Annotated in this window: 14 protein-coding genes and 3 pseudogenes; 6 read left to right on the plus strand and 11 right to left on the minus strand. The window is 70.4% G+C overall.

Annotated elements, in window-relative coordinates; translation table 11 throughout:
• Positions 1 to 56: 56 nt before the first annotated feature.
• On the plus strand, positions 57 to 1,787 hold the full coding sequence (locus AC6CKD_RS32570) for a sensor histidine kinase (protein WP_498332411.1): 1,731 nt from the start codon (positions 57 to 59) through the stop codon (positions 1,785 to 1,787).
• A 16-nt stretch (positions 1,788 to 1,803) separates the two neighbouring features.
• On the opposite strand, the gene AC6CKD_RS32575 is transcribed toward AC6CKD_RS32570, so the two are convergent.
• The 5 genes and pseudogenes from AC6CKD_RS32575 to AC6CKD_RS32595 form a co-directional block, all read right to left on the minus strand.
• Positions 1,804 to 2,502: a response regulator gene (locus AC6CKD_RS32575; RefSeq protein WP_498332412.1), complete on the minus strand. Its 699-nt coding sequence runs from the start codon at positions 2,500 to 2,502 to the stop codon at positions 1,804 to 1,806.
• A 90-nt stretch (positions 2,503 to 2,592) separates the two neighbouring features.
• Positions 2,593 to 3,228 (minus strand): CBS domain-containing protein, encoded by a 636-nt coding sequence (locus AC6CKD_RS32580; protein ID WP_498332413.1) that lies wholly within the window; start codon positions 3,226 to 3,228, stop codon positions 2,593 to 2,595.
• A 223-nt stretch (positions 3,229 to 3,451) separates the two neighbouring features.
• Positions 3,452 to 6,151 carry a pyruvate, phosphate dikinase gene (gene ppdK, locus AC6CKD_RS32585; protein ID WP_498332414.1) on the minus strand — a complete coding sequence of 900 codons (2,700 nt, stop codon included), beginning with the start codon at positions 6,149 to 6,151 and terminating at the stop codon, positions 3,452 to 3,454.
• Between the two features lie 400 nt (positions 6,152 to 6,551).
• Positions 6,552 to 7,406, minus strand: a complete 855-nt coding sequence (locus tag AC6CKD_RS32590) for a SulP family inorganic anion transporter (RefSeq protein WP_498332472.1) — start codon at positions 7,404 to 7,406, stop codon at positions 6,552 to 6,554.
• Positions 7,404 to 7,928, minus strand: a pseudogene (locus tag AC6CKD_RS32595) (polyphosphate kinase 2 family protein); the annotation flags it as partial. The pseudogene AC6CKD_RS32595 and the gene AC6CKD_RS32590, both read right to left, overlap by 3 nt.
• A 279-nt stretch (positions 7,929 to 8,207) precedes the next feature.
• Here AC6CKD_RS32595 and AC6CKD_RS32600 point away from each other — a divergent pair.
• Positions 8,208 to 9,890, plus strand: coding sequence for a sensor histidine kinase (locus AC6CKD_RS32600; protein WP_498332473.1), 1,683 nt, complete (start codon positions 8,208 to 8,210; stop codon positions 9,888 to 9,890).
• Between the two features lie 14 nt (positions 9,891 to 9,904).
• On the opposite strand, the gene AC6CKD_RS32605 is transcribed toward AC6CKD_RS32600, so the two are convergent.
• Together AC6CKD_RS32605 and AC6CKD_RS32610 are read right to left on the minus strand one after the other, a co-directional pair.
• The gene (locus AC6CKD_RS32605) at positions 9,905 to 10,336 is read right to left on the minus strand and encodes a pyridoxamine 5'-phosphate oxidase family protein (protein ID WP_498332474.1); all 432 of its coding nucleotides are present in this window, start codon (positions 10,334 to 10,336) and stop codon (positions 9,905 to 9,907) included.
• A gap of 193 nt (positions 10,337 to 10,529) precedes the next feature.
• Positions 10,530 to 10,856, minus strand: a complete 327-nt coding sequence (locus tag AC6CKD_RS32610; protein ID WP_498332415.1) for an STAS domain-containing protein — start codon at positions 10,854 to 10,856, stop codon at positions 10,530 to 10,532.
• 256 nt (positions 10,857 to 11,112) lie between these two features.
• On the opposite strand from AC6CKD_RS32610, the gene AC6CKD_RS32615 reads away from it, so the two are divergent.
• Complete coding sequence (locus AC6CKD_RS32615) at positions 11,113 to 11,820, plus strand: response regulator (RefSeq protein WP_498332416.1); 708 nt, start codon at positions 11,113 to 11,115, stop codon at positions 11,818 to 11,820.
• A gap of 91 nt (positions 11,821 to 11,911) precedes the next feature.
• On the opposite strand, the gene AC6CKD_RS32620 is transcribed toward AC6CKD_RS32615, so the two are convergent.
• Positions 11,912 to 12,787 (minus strand): universal stress protein, encoded by an 876-nt coding sequence (locus AC6CKD_RS32620; protein WP_498332417.1) that lies wholly within the window; start codon positions 12,785 to 12,787, stop codon positions 11,912 to 11,914.
• Between the two features lie 239 nt (positions 12,788 to 13,026).
• On the opposite strand from AC6CKD_RS32620, the pseudogene AC6CKD_RS32625 reads away from it, so the two are divergent.
• From AC6CKD_RS32625 to AC6CKD_RS32635, 3 genes and pseudogenes are all read left to right on the plus strand, one after another.
• Positions 13,027 to 13,511, plus strand: a pseudogene (locus AC6CKD_RS32625) (phosphoketolase family protein); the annotation flags it as partial.
• 343 nt (positions 13,512 to 13,854) lie between these two features.
• Positions 13,855 to 14,709, plus strand: coding sequence for a universal stress protein (locus AC6CKD_RS32630; RefSeq protein ID WP_498332418.1), 855 nt, complete (start codon positions 13,855 to 13,857; stop codon positions 14,707 to 14,709).
• 26 nt (positions 14,710 to 14,735) lie between these two features.
• The gene (locus tag AC6CKD_RS32635) at positions 14,736 to 15,725 is read left to right on the plus strand and encodes an Acg family FMN-binding oxidoreductase (protein ID WP_498332419.1); all 990 of its coding nucleotides are present in this window, start codon (positions 14,736 to 14,738) and stop codon (positions 15,723 to 15,725) included.
• A 948-nt stretch (positions 15,726 to 16,673) separates the two neighbouring features.
• On the opposite strand, the pseudogene AC6CKD_RS32640 reads toward AC6CKD_RS32635, so the two are convergent.
• The 3 genes and pseudogenes from AC6CKD_RS32640 to mobF form a co-directional block, all read right to left on the minus strand.
• A pseudogene (locus AC6CKD_RS32640) lies at positions 16,674 to 16,949 on the minus strand (hypothetical protein); the annotation flags it as partial.
• 74 nt (positions 16,950 to 17,023) lie between these two features.
• Positions 17,024 to 17,686 (minus strand): hypothetical protein, encoded by a 663-nt coding sequence (locus tag AC6CKD_RS32645; protein WP_498332420.1) that lies wholly within the window; start codon positions 17,684 to 17,686, stop codon positions 17,024 to 17,026.
• On the minus strand, positions 17,653 to 18,264 hold the full coding sequence (gene mobF / locus AC6CKD_RS32650; protein ID WP_498332475.1) for a MobF family relaxase: 612 nt from the start codon (positions 18,262 to 18,264) through the stop codon (positions 17,653 to 17,655). The genes AC6CKD_RS32645 and mobF overlap by 34 nt, the downstream gene beginning before the upstream one ends.
• Between the last annotated feature and the right edge of the window lie 69 nt (positions 18,265 to 18,333).

The raw sequence follows: 18,333 nt of genomic DNA on the forward strand, positions 1-18,333 counted from the left end.
CGGAGATACCGTGGAAGTGATGGCCGTCTCGCCATCACTTCCGGCCGGAGGCGGGCATGAGCACAGGGGAACAGCCCACCCGGAGCGGTGTTCCTCGACTGCGGCTCGACGAACTGCTGGATGAGCTCCAGGTACGGATCGACGAGGTCAGAGGCACGCGGGACCGGCTGAACGGTCTGCTCGAGGCCGTCATGTCCGTGGGCCGGGAACTCGACCTGCCGCAGGTCCTGCAAGGCATCGTCGAGGCCGCCGTAGTGCTCGTGGACGCCGAATACGGAGCCCTCGGAGTCATCGGGAACGACAAGAAACTGGCCGAGTTCCTTCCCGTCGGCATCAGCGACGCCCTCCGCGCACAGATCGGAGACCTGCCCTCCGGCCACGGCATCCTCGGCGAGCTGATCCGCCACCCCGAACCACTGCGGCTGTCGGAGCTGTCCGAGCACCCGGCCTCGTACGGGTTCCCCGACCACCACCCGCCGATGCACTCCTTCCTCGGCGTGCCGATCCGGGTCCGCGAGGAGGTCTTCGGCAACCTCTATCTGACCGAGAAGCGCGGCGGAGCCGACTTCGACGCCGAGGACGAAGCGGTCCTGTCGACCCTAGCCGTCGCGGCCGGCATCGCCATCGAGAACGCCCGGCTCTTCGAGGAGGTCCGGCTGCGCGAGCGCTGGCTGGAGGCCAGCGCCGACATCACCAGCGCCCTGCTCTCCGGAGCGCCCGAGAACGAAGTCCTCGAAGGCATGCTGGAGCGGGCCAAGGACATCACCCGCGCCGACATCGGCGTCTTCTACCTGCTCGGCTCCGCCGGTGAACTGCGAGGCTCCCTCGCCCTAGGGGAAGGAGCGGAGGCGCACCGCGGGATTATCCTGCCCAGCACCCAGGGCACTCTCGCCGAGGCCGCACTGGCCCGCAACGGCCTCATCACAGTCCCCGACGTGGCGACCGACGAGCGCGTCACCGTGCACCCCGAGCGGTGGACGGGCTTCGGCCCGGCGGTCGCCGTCACCGTCGGCACCAAGGAAAGCTTGAGCGGCGTCCTGATGCTGGCCCGGCGACACGGTCGCCCCGTTTTCGCCACCACGGAAGTCGCCGCACTTCCGGGGTTTGCGAGCCAGGCCGCCCTCGCCCTGGAGCTTGCAGACCGGCGCCACGACGCCGAGCAGATGAGCCTGCTGGAGGACCACGATCGCATCGCCCGTGACCTGCACGACCTAGCCATCCAACGCCTCTTCGCCACCGGCATGACCCTCCAGAGCGCCCAGCGCTTCGTCGACCACCCTCAGGCGTCCGAACGCCTCGCGCGCGCCGTGGACGACCTCGACGCGACCATCAAGATCATCCGATCGACCATCTTCGGACTCCGCAAGCACGAAGCCCCCGGCGAAGCGTCCAAGCTGCGCTCCCGCGCCGTCAAGGCCCTGGACGAGGCGGCTACAGCCCTCGGCTTCGCCCCTGCCCTGCGGATGGAAGGACTGATCGACACCGACGTGCCGTCGGCCGTCGCGGACGAGGTCCTCGCCGTGGTGGGGGAAGCTCTCAGCAACGTCGCGCGCCATGCCGGGGCCACTCGGGTGGAGGTCTCGATCGCCGCGGCCGACCGGAAGCTGACGATCACGGTGACTGACAACGGGGTGGGTTTGCCCGTCGGCGGTCGGCGCAGCGGACTGCGGAACCTGGCGGAGCGTGCCGAAAGGCTCAGCGGCCGGATGGAGATTGCGGCGCTGGGCGACGGGGAGCGGGGCACTCGCCTGGAGTGGCAGGTACCCCTGGTCCCTCCGACGCGGTGACCGCTGTCAGACGTACCTACGGCTTCGCCGTCGCGGCGTCGTGCTCGTGGACCTGGGCGGCGATCACGGCCGCCTGGACCCGCCGCTCCACTCCGAGCTTGCCCAGCAACCGCGAGATGTGGTTCTTGACCGTCTTCTCGGACAGGTAGAGCCGCTTGGCGATCTGCCGGTTGGTGAGACCCTCTCCTATCAGCTCCAAGACGGCCCGCTCCCGTTCGGACAGAGCCGCCAGGCGGGCGTCCTCCGGCGCCTTCGCCGCCTCCGGGTCGCGCAGGGAGCGCATCAGACGGGCGGTGGTCGCAGGGTCCAGCATGGACTGGCCGGTGGCGACCGTACGTACGGCCGAGACCAGGTCAGCGCCTTTGATCTGCTTCAGCACGTACCCTGCGGCCCCCGCCATGATCGCGTCCAGCAAGGCGTCCTCGTCGTCGAACGAGGTCAGCATCAGACAGGCCAGCCCCGGCATGCGCGAGCGCAGCTCGCGGCAGACGGTGATGCCGTCGCTGTCGGGTAGCCGCACATCGAGTACGGCGACGTCCGGACGGAGCGCCGGCCCGCGGGCGAGCGCCTGCTCGGCCGTGCCGGCTTCACCCACGACCGTGATGTCCGGCTCTGCGTCCAGAAGGTCGTGCAGCCCGCGCCGGACCACCTCGTGGTCATCGAGGAGGAACACCTTGATCGGCGCCCCGGCGGACGTGTTCGGATCCTCGGACATGATCGCCCCTGGCTAGGTCCGTGAGGTGCGTTTCCCTCCGCATTGTCTCAGGAAGATGCACAACGCACCCGTGGCCGACGAGAAGGCCCGCTAGGCGATGCTGCTTTCCAGCTCCGTCCGGACGTCCACGACGCCCTCGACCGCGCTGATTGCCCGTGCGAGCAGGGGGACCAAGGCCCGATACCGCAGCGAGCCGCGAAGAGTAACGACGCCGTCGTGTACGACGAATTCCAAGGTCTTACGGGGCGCCAGTTCGGCGAGCACCGTCTGGCGGATCTCCTCCTCGAGCTCCTCGTCAGGCCTCAGGAACACCTTCAGGAGGTCGCTGCGGGTGACCACACCCTCCAGCATCCCGAGCGCGTTCACCACGGGCAGGCGTTTGACGTGCTTGCGCGCCATGATCCCCGCAGCTTCGGCGACGGGCGCGTCGGGGTGCACGGTGATCGCCGGGCTCGACATCAGCTCCTCGGCCAGCACCGCGCCGGCCTTCGACGCATCCTCCAACTGCTCGGGCAGCGCGGGGTCCGTACGCCGGAACTCCTCCTTCGGCAGCAGGTCCGCCTCGGAGACGACGCCGACGACCCGGCCCTCGCCTTCCAGGACGGGGACCGCGCTGACCTTCCGCTGGTGCATCAGCTCGACGATCTCCTTGTAGGAGGCCTCGCGGCCGATGGCGACGGCGGTGTGCGTCATGACGTCACTGACGGTGTAGCGGGACGCGGGCATGACCGGCTCCTTCGGCGTGTGGACGATCAGAGGAAGCTGCCGCTGCCATAGGGCGCGTACAGGTCGAGAAGGCCCACGCCCGGCTGGTGGAGGTGGTGCTGGGGGTGAGGGCCCGGGCCGCGCGCGCTCGCGCGGACATGGCGTGCTCCTCGTTCCGCGGAGTAGGCAACGAGCCCGCCCCTGTCGGCTTGAGGGCGAGGCCCTGGCAGGGTCGGTGAGCGTGTCATTTCGTCTCGTCCGCACGCCGTGTCGGCAGGGACGCGCGGCCGGCCTCCAGGCGGGCGACCGGGACGCGGAACGGCGAGCAGGCGACGTAGTCGAGTCCGGCCTCGTGGAAGAAGTGCACGGAAGTCGGGTCTCCGCCGTGCTCGCCGCAGACGCCGATCTTGAGGTCGGGTCGAGCCGCACGCCCTTCACGGACCGCGATCTCCACCAGGCGCCCGACTCCTTCCCGGTCGATCGTCTCGAACGGGGAGGTCTCGAAGATTCCCTTGTCGAGATAAGCGGAGAAGAACTCCGCCTCGACGTCGTCGCGGGAGAAGCCCCATGTGGTCTGCGTCAGGTCGTTCGTTCCGAAGGAGAAGAACTCCGCCTGGCTCGCGATACGGCCGGCGGTCAGGGCTGCTCTGGGCAGCTCGATCATGGTTCCGATCGGGCAGGTCACCGGGATTCCCGTCTCGCGCGCGACCCTGGACAGCACCTCCTCCACCTCTTGCCGGACGAGTTGAAGCTCCTCGACCGCGCCGACGAGCGGGACCATGATCTCGGCACGCGGATCGCCTCCCGCCCGCTTGCGGGCGACGACGGCCTCTGCGATGGCACGCGCCTGCATGCCTACCAGGCCCCGTTTCACGAGACCCAGCCGGACGCCCCGCAGGCCGAGCATCGGATTCTCCTCGTGCATGCGGGTGACTGCCGCCAACAGGTCGCTGTCGTAGGGAGTCCGTGTCCGGCCCAGTGCTTCGTCCCGGGCAAGGCGTACGGCCAGGTCCGTCCGGTCGGGCAGGAACTCGTGCAGAGGCGGGTCGAGCAGCCGGATGGTCACGGGCAGGCCGTCCATGGCGGCGAGGATTCCGGTGAAGTCGTCGCGCTGCAACGGCAGGAGTGCGGCCAGTGCGGCCTCGCGATCGGTCTCCGTGGGCGCGAGGATCATGGCTTCCACCAGTGGACGGCGGTCCCCGAGGAACATGTGCTCCGTACGGCACAGCCCGATGCCTTGTGCGCCGAATCGGCGGGCTCGAGCCGCGTCCTGCGGTGTGTCGGCGTTCGCCCGTACCTCCAGGCGTCGGGTGGCATCGGCGTGCTCCATGAGGCGGTGCACCTCGGGTACGCCCTCCTGCGCGGTGGCGTCCGGCGCGGGTGAGCCCGCCTCGAAGTAGCGCATGACCGCGGAGTCGACCAGCGGTACCGCGCCGAGGCGGACGAGGCCTTCGAAGCCGTCCACGGAGATGGTCTCGCCCTCGGAGACGATGACATCGCCGACGGAGAAACGGCGTGCCCCCAAGTCGACGGACAGCGCGTCGGCCCCGCAGACGCAGACCTTGCCCATACCGCGCGCCACCACCGCCGCATGGCTGGTCTTGCCGCCCCGGCTCGTGAGCACCGCCTGGGCGGCGACCATCCCCGGGAGATCGTCGGGCGTGGTCTCCCGCCGTACGAGCACGACTTGCTCTCCGGCGGCGGCCCGCCGAACCGCCTCCGAGGAGTCGAAGACGACCACGCCCACGGCCGCGCCGGGCGAGGCCGGGATACCGCGTGTGAGCACGGGAGCCGCGACGCCTGCGTCGAACCGGGGGAACATCAGCCGCGCCAGCATGTCGCCGTCGACGCGGGCAAGCGCTTCGTCAGTGGAGATGAGGCCCTCGTCGGCCAGTTGGGAGGCGATGCTGAAGGCCGCCTGCGCGGTGCGCTTCCCGACACGGGTCTGGAGCATCCACAGGGCGCCGTGCTCGATCGTGAACTCGATGTCGCACAGGTCTCGGTAGTGTGTTTCGAGCTGCCCCATGTAGCCGCGCAGCCGGGCGAACGAGACCGGGTCGAGCGTGGCCAGCTCCTGCAACGGTACGGCGTCGCGGACACCGGAGACGACGTCCTCACCCTGGGCATTGGGAAGGTAGTCGCCGTACAGGCCGGGGCGTCCGGTGGCCGGGTCGCGCGTGAACGCGACCCCACTGCCGGAATCGGAGCCGAGGTTCCCGAAGACCATGCGCTGGATGTTGACCGCTGTCCCGAGGCCGTCCGGAATGTGCTCGCGGTGACGATAGAGGCGTGCGCGGTCGCCGTTCCACGACGCGAAGACGGCGAGGATCGCCTGCCGCAGCTGCTCGGTCGGGTCTTGCGGAAACGCACTCCCGGTACGTTCGAGGATGAGGTCCTTGAACATTTCGACGATCCGCATGAGGTCACAGACGTCCAGTTGGGAGTCGTCTACGACGCGGTGCTGATCCTTGACCCGGCGGAGCACGTCTTCGAAGAGCGAACCGTCGACGCCCATGACCGTACTCCCGAACATCTGCACGAGGCGGCGGTAGGAATCCCACGCGAACCGCTCCCGGACGGGAACCTTGGCCAGGCCGAGCACCGAGAGGTCGTTCAGACCGATGTCCAGGATGGTCTCCAACATGCCCGGCATGGAGAACCTCGCCCCCGACCTGACCGAGAGGAGCAGCGGGTCGTCCACCTGTCCCAACCGTTTGCCGGCAGCCCGCTCGAGCGCCGCCAGGTGCTCGACGACCTCGCGGTCCAGGCCCGCGGGCAGCTCACCGGTAGCCAAGAAGACGCGGCAGGCCTCCGTCGTGATGGTGAAGCCAGGTGGCACGGGCAGGCCCATGCGCGCCATCTCCGCAAGGTTCGCGCCCTTGCCTCCGAGCAGATCGGCCATGTCCCGGCCGCCCTCGGCGAAGTCGTACACATAGGAACCCATGACTGCCACCAGTCTCCTCGGCGGTACCGTGCTCTGCCTCACACTGGCTGTCCCGCTCCGCGTCCGAGAGGGGCCGGACGGCCCTTCGTGGGGCCGGTCGGCCCACTGCTCTACGCCCCGACGAAGCGGGCACATCCCGCCGAGGGGCCGTTCGCCTCTCCGAGGGGACGCTGGGTACCTGCTCGAAAACACCTGGTAGCCGGGCAGTCGAGGCGAGCACGGAAATACGGATCCGGGCATGACACGAAAGTCGGTTGACATGGCGGGCTTGCTGGCCGTCAGCGCCATCAGTTCGCCGGCAACGACGTGGCCCTCGTCGTCGGCCGCAGCTGGGGCGGCGCTCGGAGGGTACTGCGTCACGTGCACGGCGAGGCGGACGCGGACCGGTAGCTTCGGCTCATTACGGCGCGGGCCCCGCCTCGTGACTCGAGGCCCGGTAGGCCCCCAGGGCCATGGGCAGGGTGGGGTAGATGTGTTCCGCGCCGACCAAGGCCGTCAGGCCGAACGCGTCCAGGTCCTCACGGAGTTCCTGCTTGACGCGGGCCAGGGCGAAGATGATGCCGCGGTGCACGAGTTCCTGGCGGAGGGCTTCGACAGCGTCCAGAGCGGTGATGTCCACTTCGACGTTAGCTTCCGCGTTGAGGACGAACCAGCGGACCGGACGGCTCTGTTCGTCGACCGCCGCCAGGGCGCGCCGACGGAAGTCCTCCGCGTTGGCGAAGAACAGCGGTGAGTCGTACCGGTAGATCACGAGCCCGGGGACGGTCCTCGCCGTTGGGTAGTCGTCCACGTCGTGCATGCCCGCCAGCCCGGGACGAGCACGGGCCGGGAGAGCAAGTCGGCGAGGAACCCGAGCCGTACGGCCCAAGCGGCCAACGAGACGAGGCCGACGACCACGGCGAGGGCCGCTCCGAGCACCGCATACCGGCCCGGATCGCCGGCGGCGAGCGGCAACGGCGGTCATCGGCGCCGTGGTCGACTCGGGTCCGACCGACAGCAGCCGCGAGGAACCGATCAGGGTGTAGAGGACCATGGCCGGCAGGACCGCCCAGAGCCCGGCGAGCGGCGGCAGCCCGGCCACACCCGCGTACGCCATGACCTGCGGCACCAGGTACGCGGCGACGATGACACCCGCCAACGCGTCCCGCCCGCGCCAGGACCGGTGGTACCCCCGGAGGCCCGTGGGTGCCGGGGACGGCCTTCCGCTTGCCGACATCGCGCTCCTTCTGACGGTCCGCTCGGCCTTGCCCGCCATTGTCCGGCGTGGTTCAGTCCTTCCCGAGAGTGGCCGCGTGGTCGGGTACGGCGGTCCGCAGCTCTTTGGGACCGTGGACAGCAGGTGGACCATCATGTTGATCCGTGCGCTGCGCTTGTCGTCGCTCTCGACCACGTACCAGGGGGCTTCGGCCGTGTCCGTGTGGACGAGCATCTCGTCCTTGGCTCTCGAGTACGCCTCCCAGCAGGTGAGGGAATCCAGATCCATCGGGGAGAGTTTCCACCGGCGCAGCGGGTCCTCCGCGCGGCGCCGGAACCGCTCCTCCTGCACCGCGTCGCTGACGGAGAACCAGTACTTGCGGAGCAGGATCCCGTCCTCGACCAGCATCCGCTCGAACACCGGGCACTGGCGCAGGAAGCGCTGGTGCTCGGCGGGCGTGCAGAACCCCATGACGTGCTCCACTCCGGCGCGGTTGTACCAGCTGCGGTCGAAGAGGACGATCTCGCCGGCGGCGGGCAGATGCTCGACGTACCGCTGGAAGTACCACTGCGAACGCTCCCGACCCATCGCCGTGTCCGTCCCTCTCGCCGTCCAGTGCTGTGATCAAGTCGTTCACGGCACGCGTCCGTGCGCAAGGACGCCTCCCGCGTCGCGCACCCATGTCGGGGCGCCGACCCGACCTCACCGTCAGGTCTCAACGGGCGTCCGCTCCCCCGTTCGTAGTGCCGGCGGCCGATGCCCACTTCGGGCCCGTCTGTGCCGATACGCTGGCGCCGGACGGGGCGGTCGGCGAAAGGGAATCACGTGAGTGTGGGGGATCCGTTGACGCAAGTGCCTCGGATGCGGCTGGACGAGCTGCTCGACGAGCTCCAAGCACGCATCGACGCCGTGCGCGGCACCCGGGACCGGGTGCACAGCCTGCTGGAAGTCGTCGTCTCGGTGGGCCGGGAGCTGGATCTGGCCCAGGTGCTGCGGCGGATCGTGGAGGCCGCGGCCCTGCTCGTCGACGCCGACTACGGGGCGCTCGGGGTCATCGGGCCTGACGGCCGCACGCTGTCGCAGTTCTTGACCGTGGGGCTCGACGAGGAGGCCATCGCCGAGATCGGCCCCCTGCCTGCCGGTCACGGTCTGCTCGGGGAGGTCATCCACCACCCGGAGGCCCTGCGCCTCACGGATCTCAGCGCCCACTCCTCGTCGTACGGGTTTCCTCCCCACCACCCGCCCATGCGCACGTTCCTCGGTGTACCGATCCGGGTGCGGGACGAGGTGTTCGGGAATCTCTACCTGACCGACAAGCGGGGCGGGGTCGATTTCGACACGGAGGACGAGACGGTGATCTCCACCCTCTCGGTGGCGGCGGGCGTGGCGATCGACAACGCCCGGCTCTACGAGGGGTCCCAGCGCCAGCAGCTGTGGCTCAAGGCCAATGCGGAGATCACCGAGAGCCTGCTGTCGGGCAGTCCCCGTCCGGCGGTGCTGGAGCTCATCGCACTGCGGGCCCAGGAGATCACGGGGGCCCGGATCGCGGACATCTCCATGCCGGTTCCCGGCGCGGAGGGGTTGTTCGTGGAGTTCGCGGCCGGTGCGGACAACAAGGCCAGACAGGGACTCGTCGTCCCCTTCGCGGGAACCCTCTCCGGAACCGCTCACCAAACCGGGCAACCCGTCACGGTCCTGCACGTCTCGGACGACGACCGCTACCCGACCGATGCACAGACACAGGGCGGGCTGGGTCCCGCCGTCGCGGTCCCGCTGGGCACCTCCGGCGGGCAGAGCAGGGGCGTACTGCTGCTCGCGCGCCCGGCCGGCGAGCCCGCCTTCGGCGAGAACGAGCTCGAGCCGCTCGTCGCCTTCGCGGGTCAGGCGGCGATCGCCCTCGAGCTGGCGGAGCGGCGCCGGGACGCGGAACAGATAGCCCTGCTGGAGGAGCGCGACCGGATCGCACGGGACCTGCACGACCTGGCCATCCAGCGGCTCTTCGCCACCGGAATGACCCTCCAGAGCGCCGCACGGCTCGTCGAGCACGAAGGGGCCGCCGAACGCGTCAGCCGTGCGGTCGAAGACCTGGACGAAACCATCAAGATCATCCGCTCGACGATCTTCGGTCTGCGCACAAAAGACCGCGAGAGCGGACCGGGTCTGCGGGCCCGCGCGGCCCGCGCCGTCGGCGAAGCGGCCACCACCCTCGGCCATCCGCCGCGCCTGAGCATGGAGGGCCTGCTCGATACGGACGTCCCATCCGAGGTCGCTGACCATGCCATGGCGGCGCTGGGCGAGCTCCTGAGCAACGCCGCGCGCCACGCGGGGGCGACCAGGGTCGCCGTGGCGCTCAAGGCCGAACCGGGCGAGATCGTGCTGACGGTCTCCGACAACGGCAGGGGCATCCCGGCCCAGGGCCGCAGAAGCGGTCTGCGCAACCTCGAGGACCGGGCGCGGAGCCTGGGCGGATCCTTCACCGTGGACAGCCCCGACGAGGGGGGCAGCCGGCTCGTTTGGCGGGCGCCGCTCCCCACCGGGAGCTGACGGCCCCGACGCAATCACCCCAGGCCGGCCGGCTCCTGCATCGTCCGCTCCGCCTCCAGCCGGAATCCGGTGACGAGGTCGGGATGGATCCTCAGGGCTCCGGTCATGGGGTGTCCCACCCAGGGACGCAGCAGGGAAGCGAACCGGACCACCTCGTCGGCATCGGTTACCGGGCACGCGTAGCCGGTGACGACGACGCTCCAGCCGAGGTGGGTGACGGGATCGATGGCGTCCGCTTCGTAGGCGACCACCACGCCGGGGACATCGGCCGGGGCTACGAGGGAGGCGAGCGCCCCGTCGTCGTGGATCCGCACGATGATGTCCTCACCCTCGACGAGGTGGTTGACCGGACGGACTGCCGGCAGAGCGTGCTGCGTGAAGACGATGCGCCCCAGGGACACCGTCGCCACCAGTCTGAGCGCCTCTGCCCTGTCGAGCTCCCGCATGCTTCGGGTAGCCGTCACATCGCCATCCTGACCATCTGTGCGCCGTATGCCGCCGTCCTCGCCCATGCTGCGCACCTTCATCCGGTATCGATCGGTCCTTGCGGCTTCCGGGCCACCAGCCTCCCTCTCGAGCACCTCGAGAACCAGGGCCGAATGGTCCCGCCCCGGGGACCGGTTTCGGCTACCGCCCTGGTCAGACCGCTGCGAGCCGCAGCACGTGATCGGCGCCGAGCACCCGTATCGACTTGGCCACCAGAGGCGGCACGCCACACAGCCGGAGCCGGGTTCCGGCCAAGCGGCAGCGGTGGTGCACACGCACGAAGAGGTCGATTCCCGAGCTGTCGCAGAAGGAGATCCCGGACAGGTCCAGGACGAGGCTGCGGTGACCGGATGCGGCGAGATGGGTGAGGCGGGGCTCCACCAGCCCCGCCGTGTGGAAGTCGAGTTCTCCGGCCAGGGTGACGCGCACGTCGCCGTCGTTCCTCACCGCGGCCTTCAGGTCGATCAAGGTGGTCGTCATGGAACCTCCACGCTGCGTGCGGCCCTGCGGTCGAGCCGCGCCCTTCCCCGTGCGGCACCAGCTCACCGGACACAGACCGGTCCCGGGAAGGCCCATGTGCCCCCCGCGAAGGGCCGAAGGTCCCTTTCTCGTGGTGCCCACCCCCGCGGGGAAGCAGGTGGATGAGGGCCTATCGGCCCTGTCCGTTCGGCCCCTTCCGCAGGCAGGATGCTGGAGTTCGGGCGCACCGAACGATCCCAGGCGAAGGAGTTGCGTCATGAACGACAGCGGTGCCCCCTCCCCCATCAAGCCGCCGATCACGGTCTTCCTCCTCGACGACCATGAAGTCGTACGCCGCGGGGTGCACGATCTGCTGGACGCGGAGCCGGACCTGAACGTGATCGGTGAGGCGGGCACGGCGGAACAGGCTCTGATCCGCATCCCCGCGCTGCGTCCCCAGGTGGCGATCCTCGACGTACGGCTCCAGGACGGCGACGGCGTGAGCGTGTGCCGCGAACTGCGCTCGCGGATGCCGGAGCTGGCCTGCCTGATGCTCACCTCGTTCGACGACGAGGAGGCCCTGCTGGACGCGGTGATGGCGGGCGCCTCCGGTTACGTGCTGAAGCAGATCACCGGCACCGACCTGGTCACCGCCGTCCGTACGGTCGCGGCCGGCCAGTCCATGCTCGATCCGGGAGCCACGACCCGGCTGATGGCCCGCATGCGTGGTGACGTGCCCAAGGAGGACCAGGTCCCGGGTCTGCCCGGCTTCACCGACCGGGAGAAGGAGATCCTCGTCATGGTCAGCGAGGGGCTCACCAACCGGGAGATCGGCCAGCGGCTGTACCTCGCCGAGAAGACCGTCAAGAACATCATCTCGCGCCTGTTCACCAAGCTGGGGGTGGAGCGTCGCGTCCAGGCAGCGGTGATCGCCAGCCACACGCTGATCCCGCCGAGGCAGCACCCCGTCACGTCCGCCGAATAGTCGGCGACCGGGCACGCGGTAGCTGGGCACGCGGCGGGGCCGGGTACGCCGTACAGTCGCGCGCCCGGCCTCCTTCCTGACCCGGGCCGGGTCAGGCGTGCGGGACCACCGCGACAGGACAGACCGCGTGGTGCAGGGCCGCATGGGCCACGGACCCGATGTGCGCGCCCACCGCCGATTCGCGGACCCGGCGGCCGACGACGAGCAGCTGCGCGTCCGAGGCCGCGGTCAGCAGCACGTGGCCGCCGCCTCCCTGCTCCACGTGCGTGACGACTTCGACCTCCGGGTACTTCAGCCGCCACGGCTCCAGCGCCTGCTCCAGCGCGGCCTTCTCGTACGGCTCCAGCCCACCGAACTGGTCGGCGATCCACATCGACCCGGGGCTGTAGCCGTAGACCGGGGGCAGGCTCCAGGCACGGACCGCACGCAGCGGTACCTTCCTCGCCGCGGCGGCCTCGAAGGCGACGCGCAGTACCTCGGCGGACTCCCCCACGCCGCCCTGCTGCCCGACGACGACCTCACCCTCCTCCGGTACGGCCACCGGCCTGCCCTGCGAAGAGCGTACGGAGACGACGGGGCACTCGGCGGCGGCGATCACCTGCCGACCGTAGGAACCCAGCAGGAACCCGATCAGGGCTCCGTGCCCGCGCGTGCCGAGCACCAGCAACTCCGCGTCCTTGGCAGCGCGCAGAAGGGCCGGCACGGGCGCGTCGGAGAGCACTTCCGCGGTGAGGGCCAGCTCCGGGTACCGGTGGGTGAGCTCGCCCTCGACCTCCTTCAGGACGTTATCGGCGCGTTGGGCTTCGGTGTCGCGGTCCTGGACGATCGGGGCTGCGAGCGGCTGCCACAGCCAGGCGTGGACCACGTGCAGGGGCAGGTCGCGCCGCACGGCCTCCCGTGCGGCCCAGTCCGCCGCGGCCCGGCTCTGCGGGGATCCGTCCACTCCGACCACCAGGGTGCGCTTCACGAGTCTGTCCTCCGTACTGATGCCGGAGCATCGGGGTCGGTCGGCAGGGGAGCGGCACCGGCCGGGGGACCGGCGCCGCTGAACTCACCTTCGCCGCCGGATGCCTTGGCACACAGGGGCCGACAGTCCCTCCCCGAGGGCCGGTCCTCCCCTCCCGGCGGCGGCCGCAGGGGCCCAGAGTGTCGGTATCGGCTCAGTCGACGAACGTCCCGGACCGTCGCACGCAGGAGCGGACATGCGACGTGCCCACCATGGAGGTCCTGGCCGCCGCGGCCCTGCTCCGCGAGCACCTGCCCTCGCTGGCCGTCCGGATCGTCAACGTCGTCGACATCGCCCGGCTGATGCCCCACGAGGAACACCCGCACGGGATGACCGACACGGAGTACAACGCCCTCTTCACCACGGACAAGCCGGTGGTCTTCGCGTACCACGGCTATCCGTGGCTGATCCACCGCCTCGCCTACGCCGGACCGGCCACGCCCACCTGCACGTCCGCGGCTACAAGGAGTCCGGGACCACGACCACCCCCTTCGACATGGTCGTACGCAACGACCTCGACCGGTACCGGCTCGTCATGGACGTCATCGACCGCGTCCCCGGCCTCGCCGGCCGCGCCGAAGGACTCCGCCAGGCCATGACCGACCAGCGCATCCGCCACCACAGCTGGATCCGCGAGCACGGCACCGACCTGCCGGAAGTCACCGACTGCTCCTGGCCGCACTAAGCCCGCCAGGCAGCCGCAGACTGGAAGCGGACGCAAACGGAGGCCCGCAGTGACCACGGCTTCGACCGATCGGATCGCTCACCCGGAGGAGAGCCTTCGCGCCCCGGGCCACGGGTCGGCGTCACCGTACGGAACGGATTCGCGACTTTCGGTGGCCGCCCGCGACGATCGGGCCCTGGTCCCGTTACCCACCCGCGCGATCCGGGCCGCCGAGGGCGTAGTCGACGCCCGTCGCCGTGCTCGCCCACGACTGACGGCCACTGCGCGTCACCGCCTGCGCCGAGGGTCCGAAAGGTGGACGCTTGAAAGCGGCACCCGACGCCATCCGAGGGAGATGAGACGCATGACGCGCCATGTCGCGGTGGGCTTGGACGGCTCCTCCGAGAGCGACGCCGCCGCGCGGTGGGCTGCCGACGAAGCCCTCCTGCGAGGAGTACCGCTGGAGATCGTCCACGTGGAGGAGTGGCTGGAGCACCCTGCGCACACGGCCTCGACCGGCGAGATCACCCGTCGGTGGGCGGACGCCCTGCTGGAGGAGACCACGGGCGCGCTCCACGCCCTGCATCCCGGGCTGGAGATCGCCACGCGCCGCTTGGGCGGCCTCCCCGCAGAGACGCTCGCGCGGGCGGCCGACACGGCGTCGATGCTCGTAGTCGGCTCGCGCGGACTCGGCGGCATGGCCGGCTTCGTCATGGGATCGGTCGCGTCCGGAACCGTCGCCCGAGCTCGGCACCCTGTGGTCCTCGTCCGGGTCTCGGCCGACGCCCCGGACGACGGCGCGGTCGTCGCGGGCGTGGACGCCCGGCGGCCGTGCGCCGATCTGCTGGCCTTCGCGTTCGACGAGGCCTTGCGTCGCGGGCGCCGCTTGCGCGTGGTGCACGCCTGGACTCCTCCTCCGGTCCTCGGCTACGCCCCCGGCCTCGACCCTGCCCTACTCCAGGAAATGAGCCGCGCCGTCGCCGCCGCCTTGGACGACATGGTCGCGCCCTGGTGCGACAAGTACCCCGCTGTCGAAGTCGACAGGAGCACACCCGTCGGCCAGGCGGCCGTCCGCATCCTGGAGGCGGCCCACGACTCGGCGCTCGTCGTCATCGGCCGCCGCATCCGCACATCTGCCTTCGGCGCCCACATCGGATCGGTCGCACACGCGGTCGCACATCACTGTGCGGTGCCGGTAGCCGTCGTGGCGCACGACTGACGCACCCGCACAGACAGGATCACACCGTGTCCCCAGACCGACTCGACCGCAGAACCGCCCTCGCCCTCGTAGAGGACGCCGTCACCGCCCCGTCCATGCACAACGCCCAGCCGTGGCGCTTCGTCCTGCGGCCCGACGACCGCACCATCGAGCTGCACGGCGACCCCGAACGTGCCATGCCCCACACAGACCCGGACCTTCGAGCCCTCCACCTGGGCTGCGCCACGGCCCTGTTCAATCTCCGGGTGGCCGCAGCGGCAGCCGGCTGGGCGACGGCCGTCACGCTCCTGCCCGAGAAGGAACGACCTTGGTACCTGGCAGAGGTGGTGCTACGGGAAACCCAGACCGCCGACCGCGACCTCGCAGCCCTGCACCCCGCTGTCCGGCGCCGCCACACCAGCCGCTTCCCCTTCACCGGCGAGGAGATCCCGTCCGCCGTGCAGGACGGACTCTGCGCGGCGGCCCTCCTCGAAGGAGCCCGGCTGGTCCTGCCCGACACCTGGCACACCGAGGCCGTACTGGACCTCGTACACGACTCCGAACACCGCGAAGCCATGGATCCTGCGGCACGGGAGGAGACCGCGCGCTGGACGCACTCCGACACCGCGTCCGACGGACCACACGACGCGGGCATCCCCGGCTACGCGTTCGGCCCCAGCCAGACGGGATCCCGCGCTCCGGTACGCGACTTCGGCAGCTGGCGCCCCGTTCCGGGTCGTGAGTCGGCCGTGTTCGAAGAGCACCCCCGCATCGCGCTGCTGGGTACGCCGGAAGACACTCCGACGGACTGGCTGATCGCCGGCCAGGCACTGCAACGCGTGCTGCTCCAGGCCACGTCCGACGGACTCGTCGCCTCGATGACATCGCAGCCCCTCGAATGGCCCGAACTGCGCTGGGCCGTCCGCGACCCGATCGCCGCGATGGGCCACGTCCACATGGTCCTGCGCCTCGGCTACGGCCCTCAGGGCCCCGGGACTCCCCGCCGTCCGGCGGCCGACGTCCTCGAAGTCCGGTAGGCATCGCGCCACCGCTACGCAACGCAGATCCTGGGGAATCGCTGTGGGGGAAGTTAGGAAGCCGGCCGCCCGTGGGGTCGGTCAGTCGTCATCGGCTCCCGACTCATGACGGTGCCGACCTGAGCAGCGGGGTTCGCCTCGCTCCCATTCCCGCTGCCAAGTGATGAGACTCCGCGTCTCCACCCGGTGGAGACGCAAGCGCACCGCTCCTGCCGCAGTCAGCGCTCGGCCAGTTCACCGAGATCCCCGAGGACGTCGTCTTCACCGTCGAGAGGCGACAACCAGGGCGACCAGTGCGCCAGCGCCGGCGACGACTCCGAAAGCGAGCTTCACTAGGTTGAACAGAGTCGACGACGTGAGTTGCCGCTCAGGCTTGAGAGATCGGGCACCCAGTAGGTCCCAGCCGACGAAGAACACCGTGGCGGCCACGGCCATCGCAAGGGCGAATGCCAGAGCGAGGACGATGCCGACCGGCCACAGACGTAGTCCGCCCCGCAGGCGGGAGTTCGGAGTCACACACCACAGGATCGTCCAGACCACCGGCCGGTTGCACGCAGTTCGCATACGGTCTCTGTTCACGGCTGCGCGAAGAGAATCACGGGCCGCACCGGCCGTGATGTCATCGGAACCGCTCACTCTGCTGGCGAACCTGGTCAAGGGGGCGCCGGTCGGCCACCCAGACTGGTCAAGGGGTCGGCGGTCGGCCGGTGCGCACGATCCGGAAGGTGCGCTTCGTGTCCGGGGCGGAACATCGAATGCCGACATCGTCGCGCGCGAGTGCCGAACATCGTGGTGCGCACGGGAGTGGAGTCCACCGTCAGCCGGTGCGCGCCGGAATGGACTCCACTCGATGCTCTGCATTGGATGCCCGGCATCGGATGCAGAGCATCGTCCACTGGATGCTGAACTTCGCGGGTTCCACTCGGTGGACGATGCCTGGCATCGCCACCACAGCCCGGCGGTGGAGTGCCGCACCCGGGACAGGGCGCGGGCATCGCGGCGCGCGGCGGCGTTTCCGATCCGGCTCTGCCGGGCGCGGGGCCGGCCCGACTGCCCTGCGGCGAGGCGGCGCTTACCGGCGTCCTGGAGCCGCCGCCGCTGCTTGCGCAGCTCCTTCTTCTCCTCCGCCTTCGACTTCAGTTTCCGGGGCCGCTTCCACACCGGCTGCCACCCCAGGTCCTCGTCGAGCTCGGGCAACTGGTCCTCGCCGAGCGCGGCGGCCATCTCCTTGTGGGCTGCGCGGGCTCAGGCGAGGGCGTCCTCGAGTCCCGGGATCTCCGGGTTCTCCTCCGGTGAGGTCATGCGACTCCTCCAGTGGGTGTCCGGCCCGGTGTCTGCTGCACGCCGGGCTGCTGGGTGTGTGACGGCGGGGACGCCGACGGGGCGGCCTGCGGCGCGGTGCCGAGGGCGGCGGCACGCTCCCGGACACCGTCCTGGACCTTGGCGGCCATCTTGGCGGCCGCCTCGATCGTGGCGCGGGTCTGCTCCAGCACGGCGACATCGGTCCCCTGCTCCTGGCCGCGGCCGGCCTTCCGGTCCGTACGCAACGGACGCGGGCGAGACCTCGATGCGCCGGACACGGCGACGATGTGCGGGCGGGCGCGGGAGCCCAGGCGTTCCGAGCGGCGCACTGCATGGACCCGGGCGGTCAGCGCTCCGGCTGCCCGGCGGGCCCGCTCGTAGAGAGGAGCGGTCCGCTTGCGGGGCAGCAGGCGCAGCACGGCCTGGTCGGCGGTGTCGCGCGGGTACAGGGCGCGCAGATCGGCGGTCATCATCCAGCCCCGCCCGACGGGCCGGGTGTAGTAGTCGACGACCGCCTGCACGATCTGTTCGTCCAGGCCCCTCTGGTGGGGTCGGCCGCGCAGGACGTAGGAGAGGTGGCGGCGGGCTTCGGCGAGCAGATGGTGGTGCTTGAACGCGCCGCGCATCACGTACACGACGGCCAGGACGACGTCGACCACCGGCCGCACCGCGCCCACACCGCCGCGGCCGCTGCCCGCGTCTGCTCCGCGAGTCGGTTGATGGTGTCGGTGCCGAACCTGCGGATCGCCGACTCCCGCCAGATCGCGCGCAGCTCAGACAGCGACCGCAGCTCCTTACGTTTGGGCGGGCGTGTCCGGTCGGCGACTCGGCAGGCCGGTGCGTAGCCGGCCCGCTCCCCCGGCGCATGCCCGTGCTCGGCTTCGTACTCCGCCGTGAGGATGGGCAGCGTGTCCTCGATCTGCTGGCGGCGGGTCGACTGCCAGACGATGAGTCGCTGGTCGATGCCCGCGATCTCCATGACGGGCCGGCGGCCGGGCGTCACCTCGCGCGGCTCCCACGCCCACCCGAGCCGGGCGGTGACCTCCCCCATGAAGGTCAGTACGTACAGGGTGTCGGCCGCGACGATGTGGGCCGGCATCGAGTCCGCCGACAAGTTGCCCCACGTCCCCTTCTCGTCCGGGCGCCGGGCACGGATAGACACCAGCGCATGATCGTGGAGAAGGGGCTTCGACTCCGCGGCTCTGGACTCGTAGTGCCGGAAGACCGCGACGATCAGTCCGTCTCGGACACCGGCCCGGTGCTTGCCGCCGCCCTTCCAGCGGGTCTAAGCAACCGACTCCTCCAG

This window comes from Streptomyces sp. GQ60, assembly GCF_059758875.1.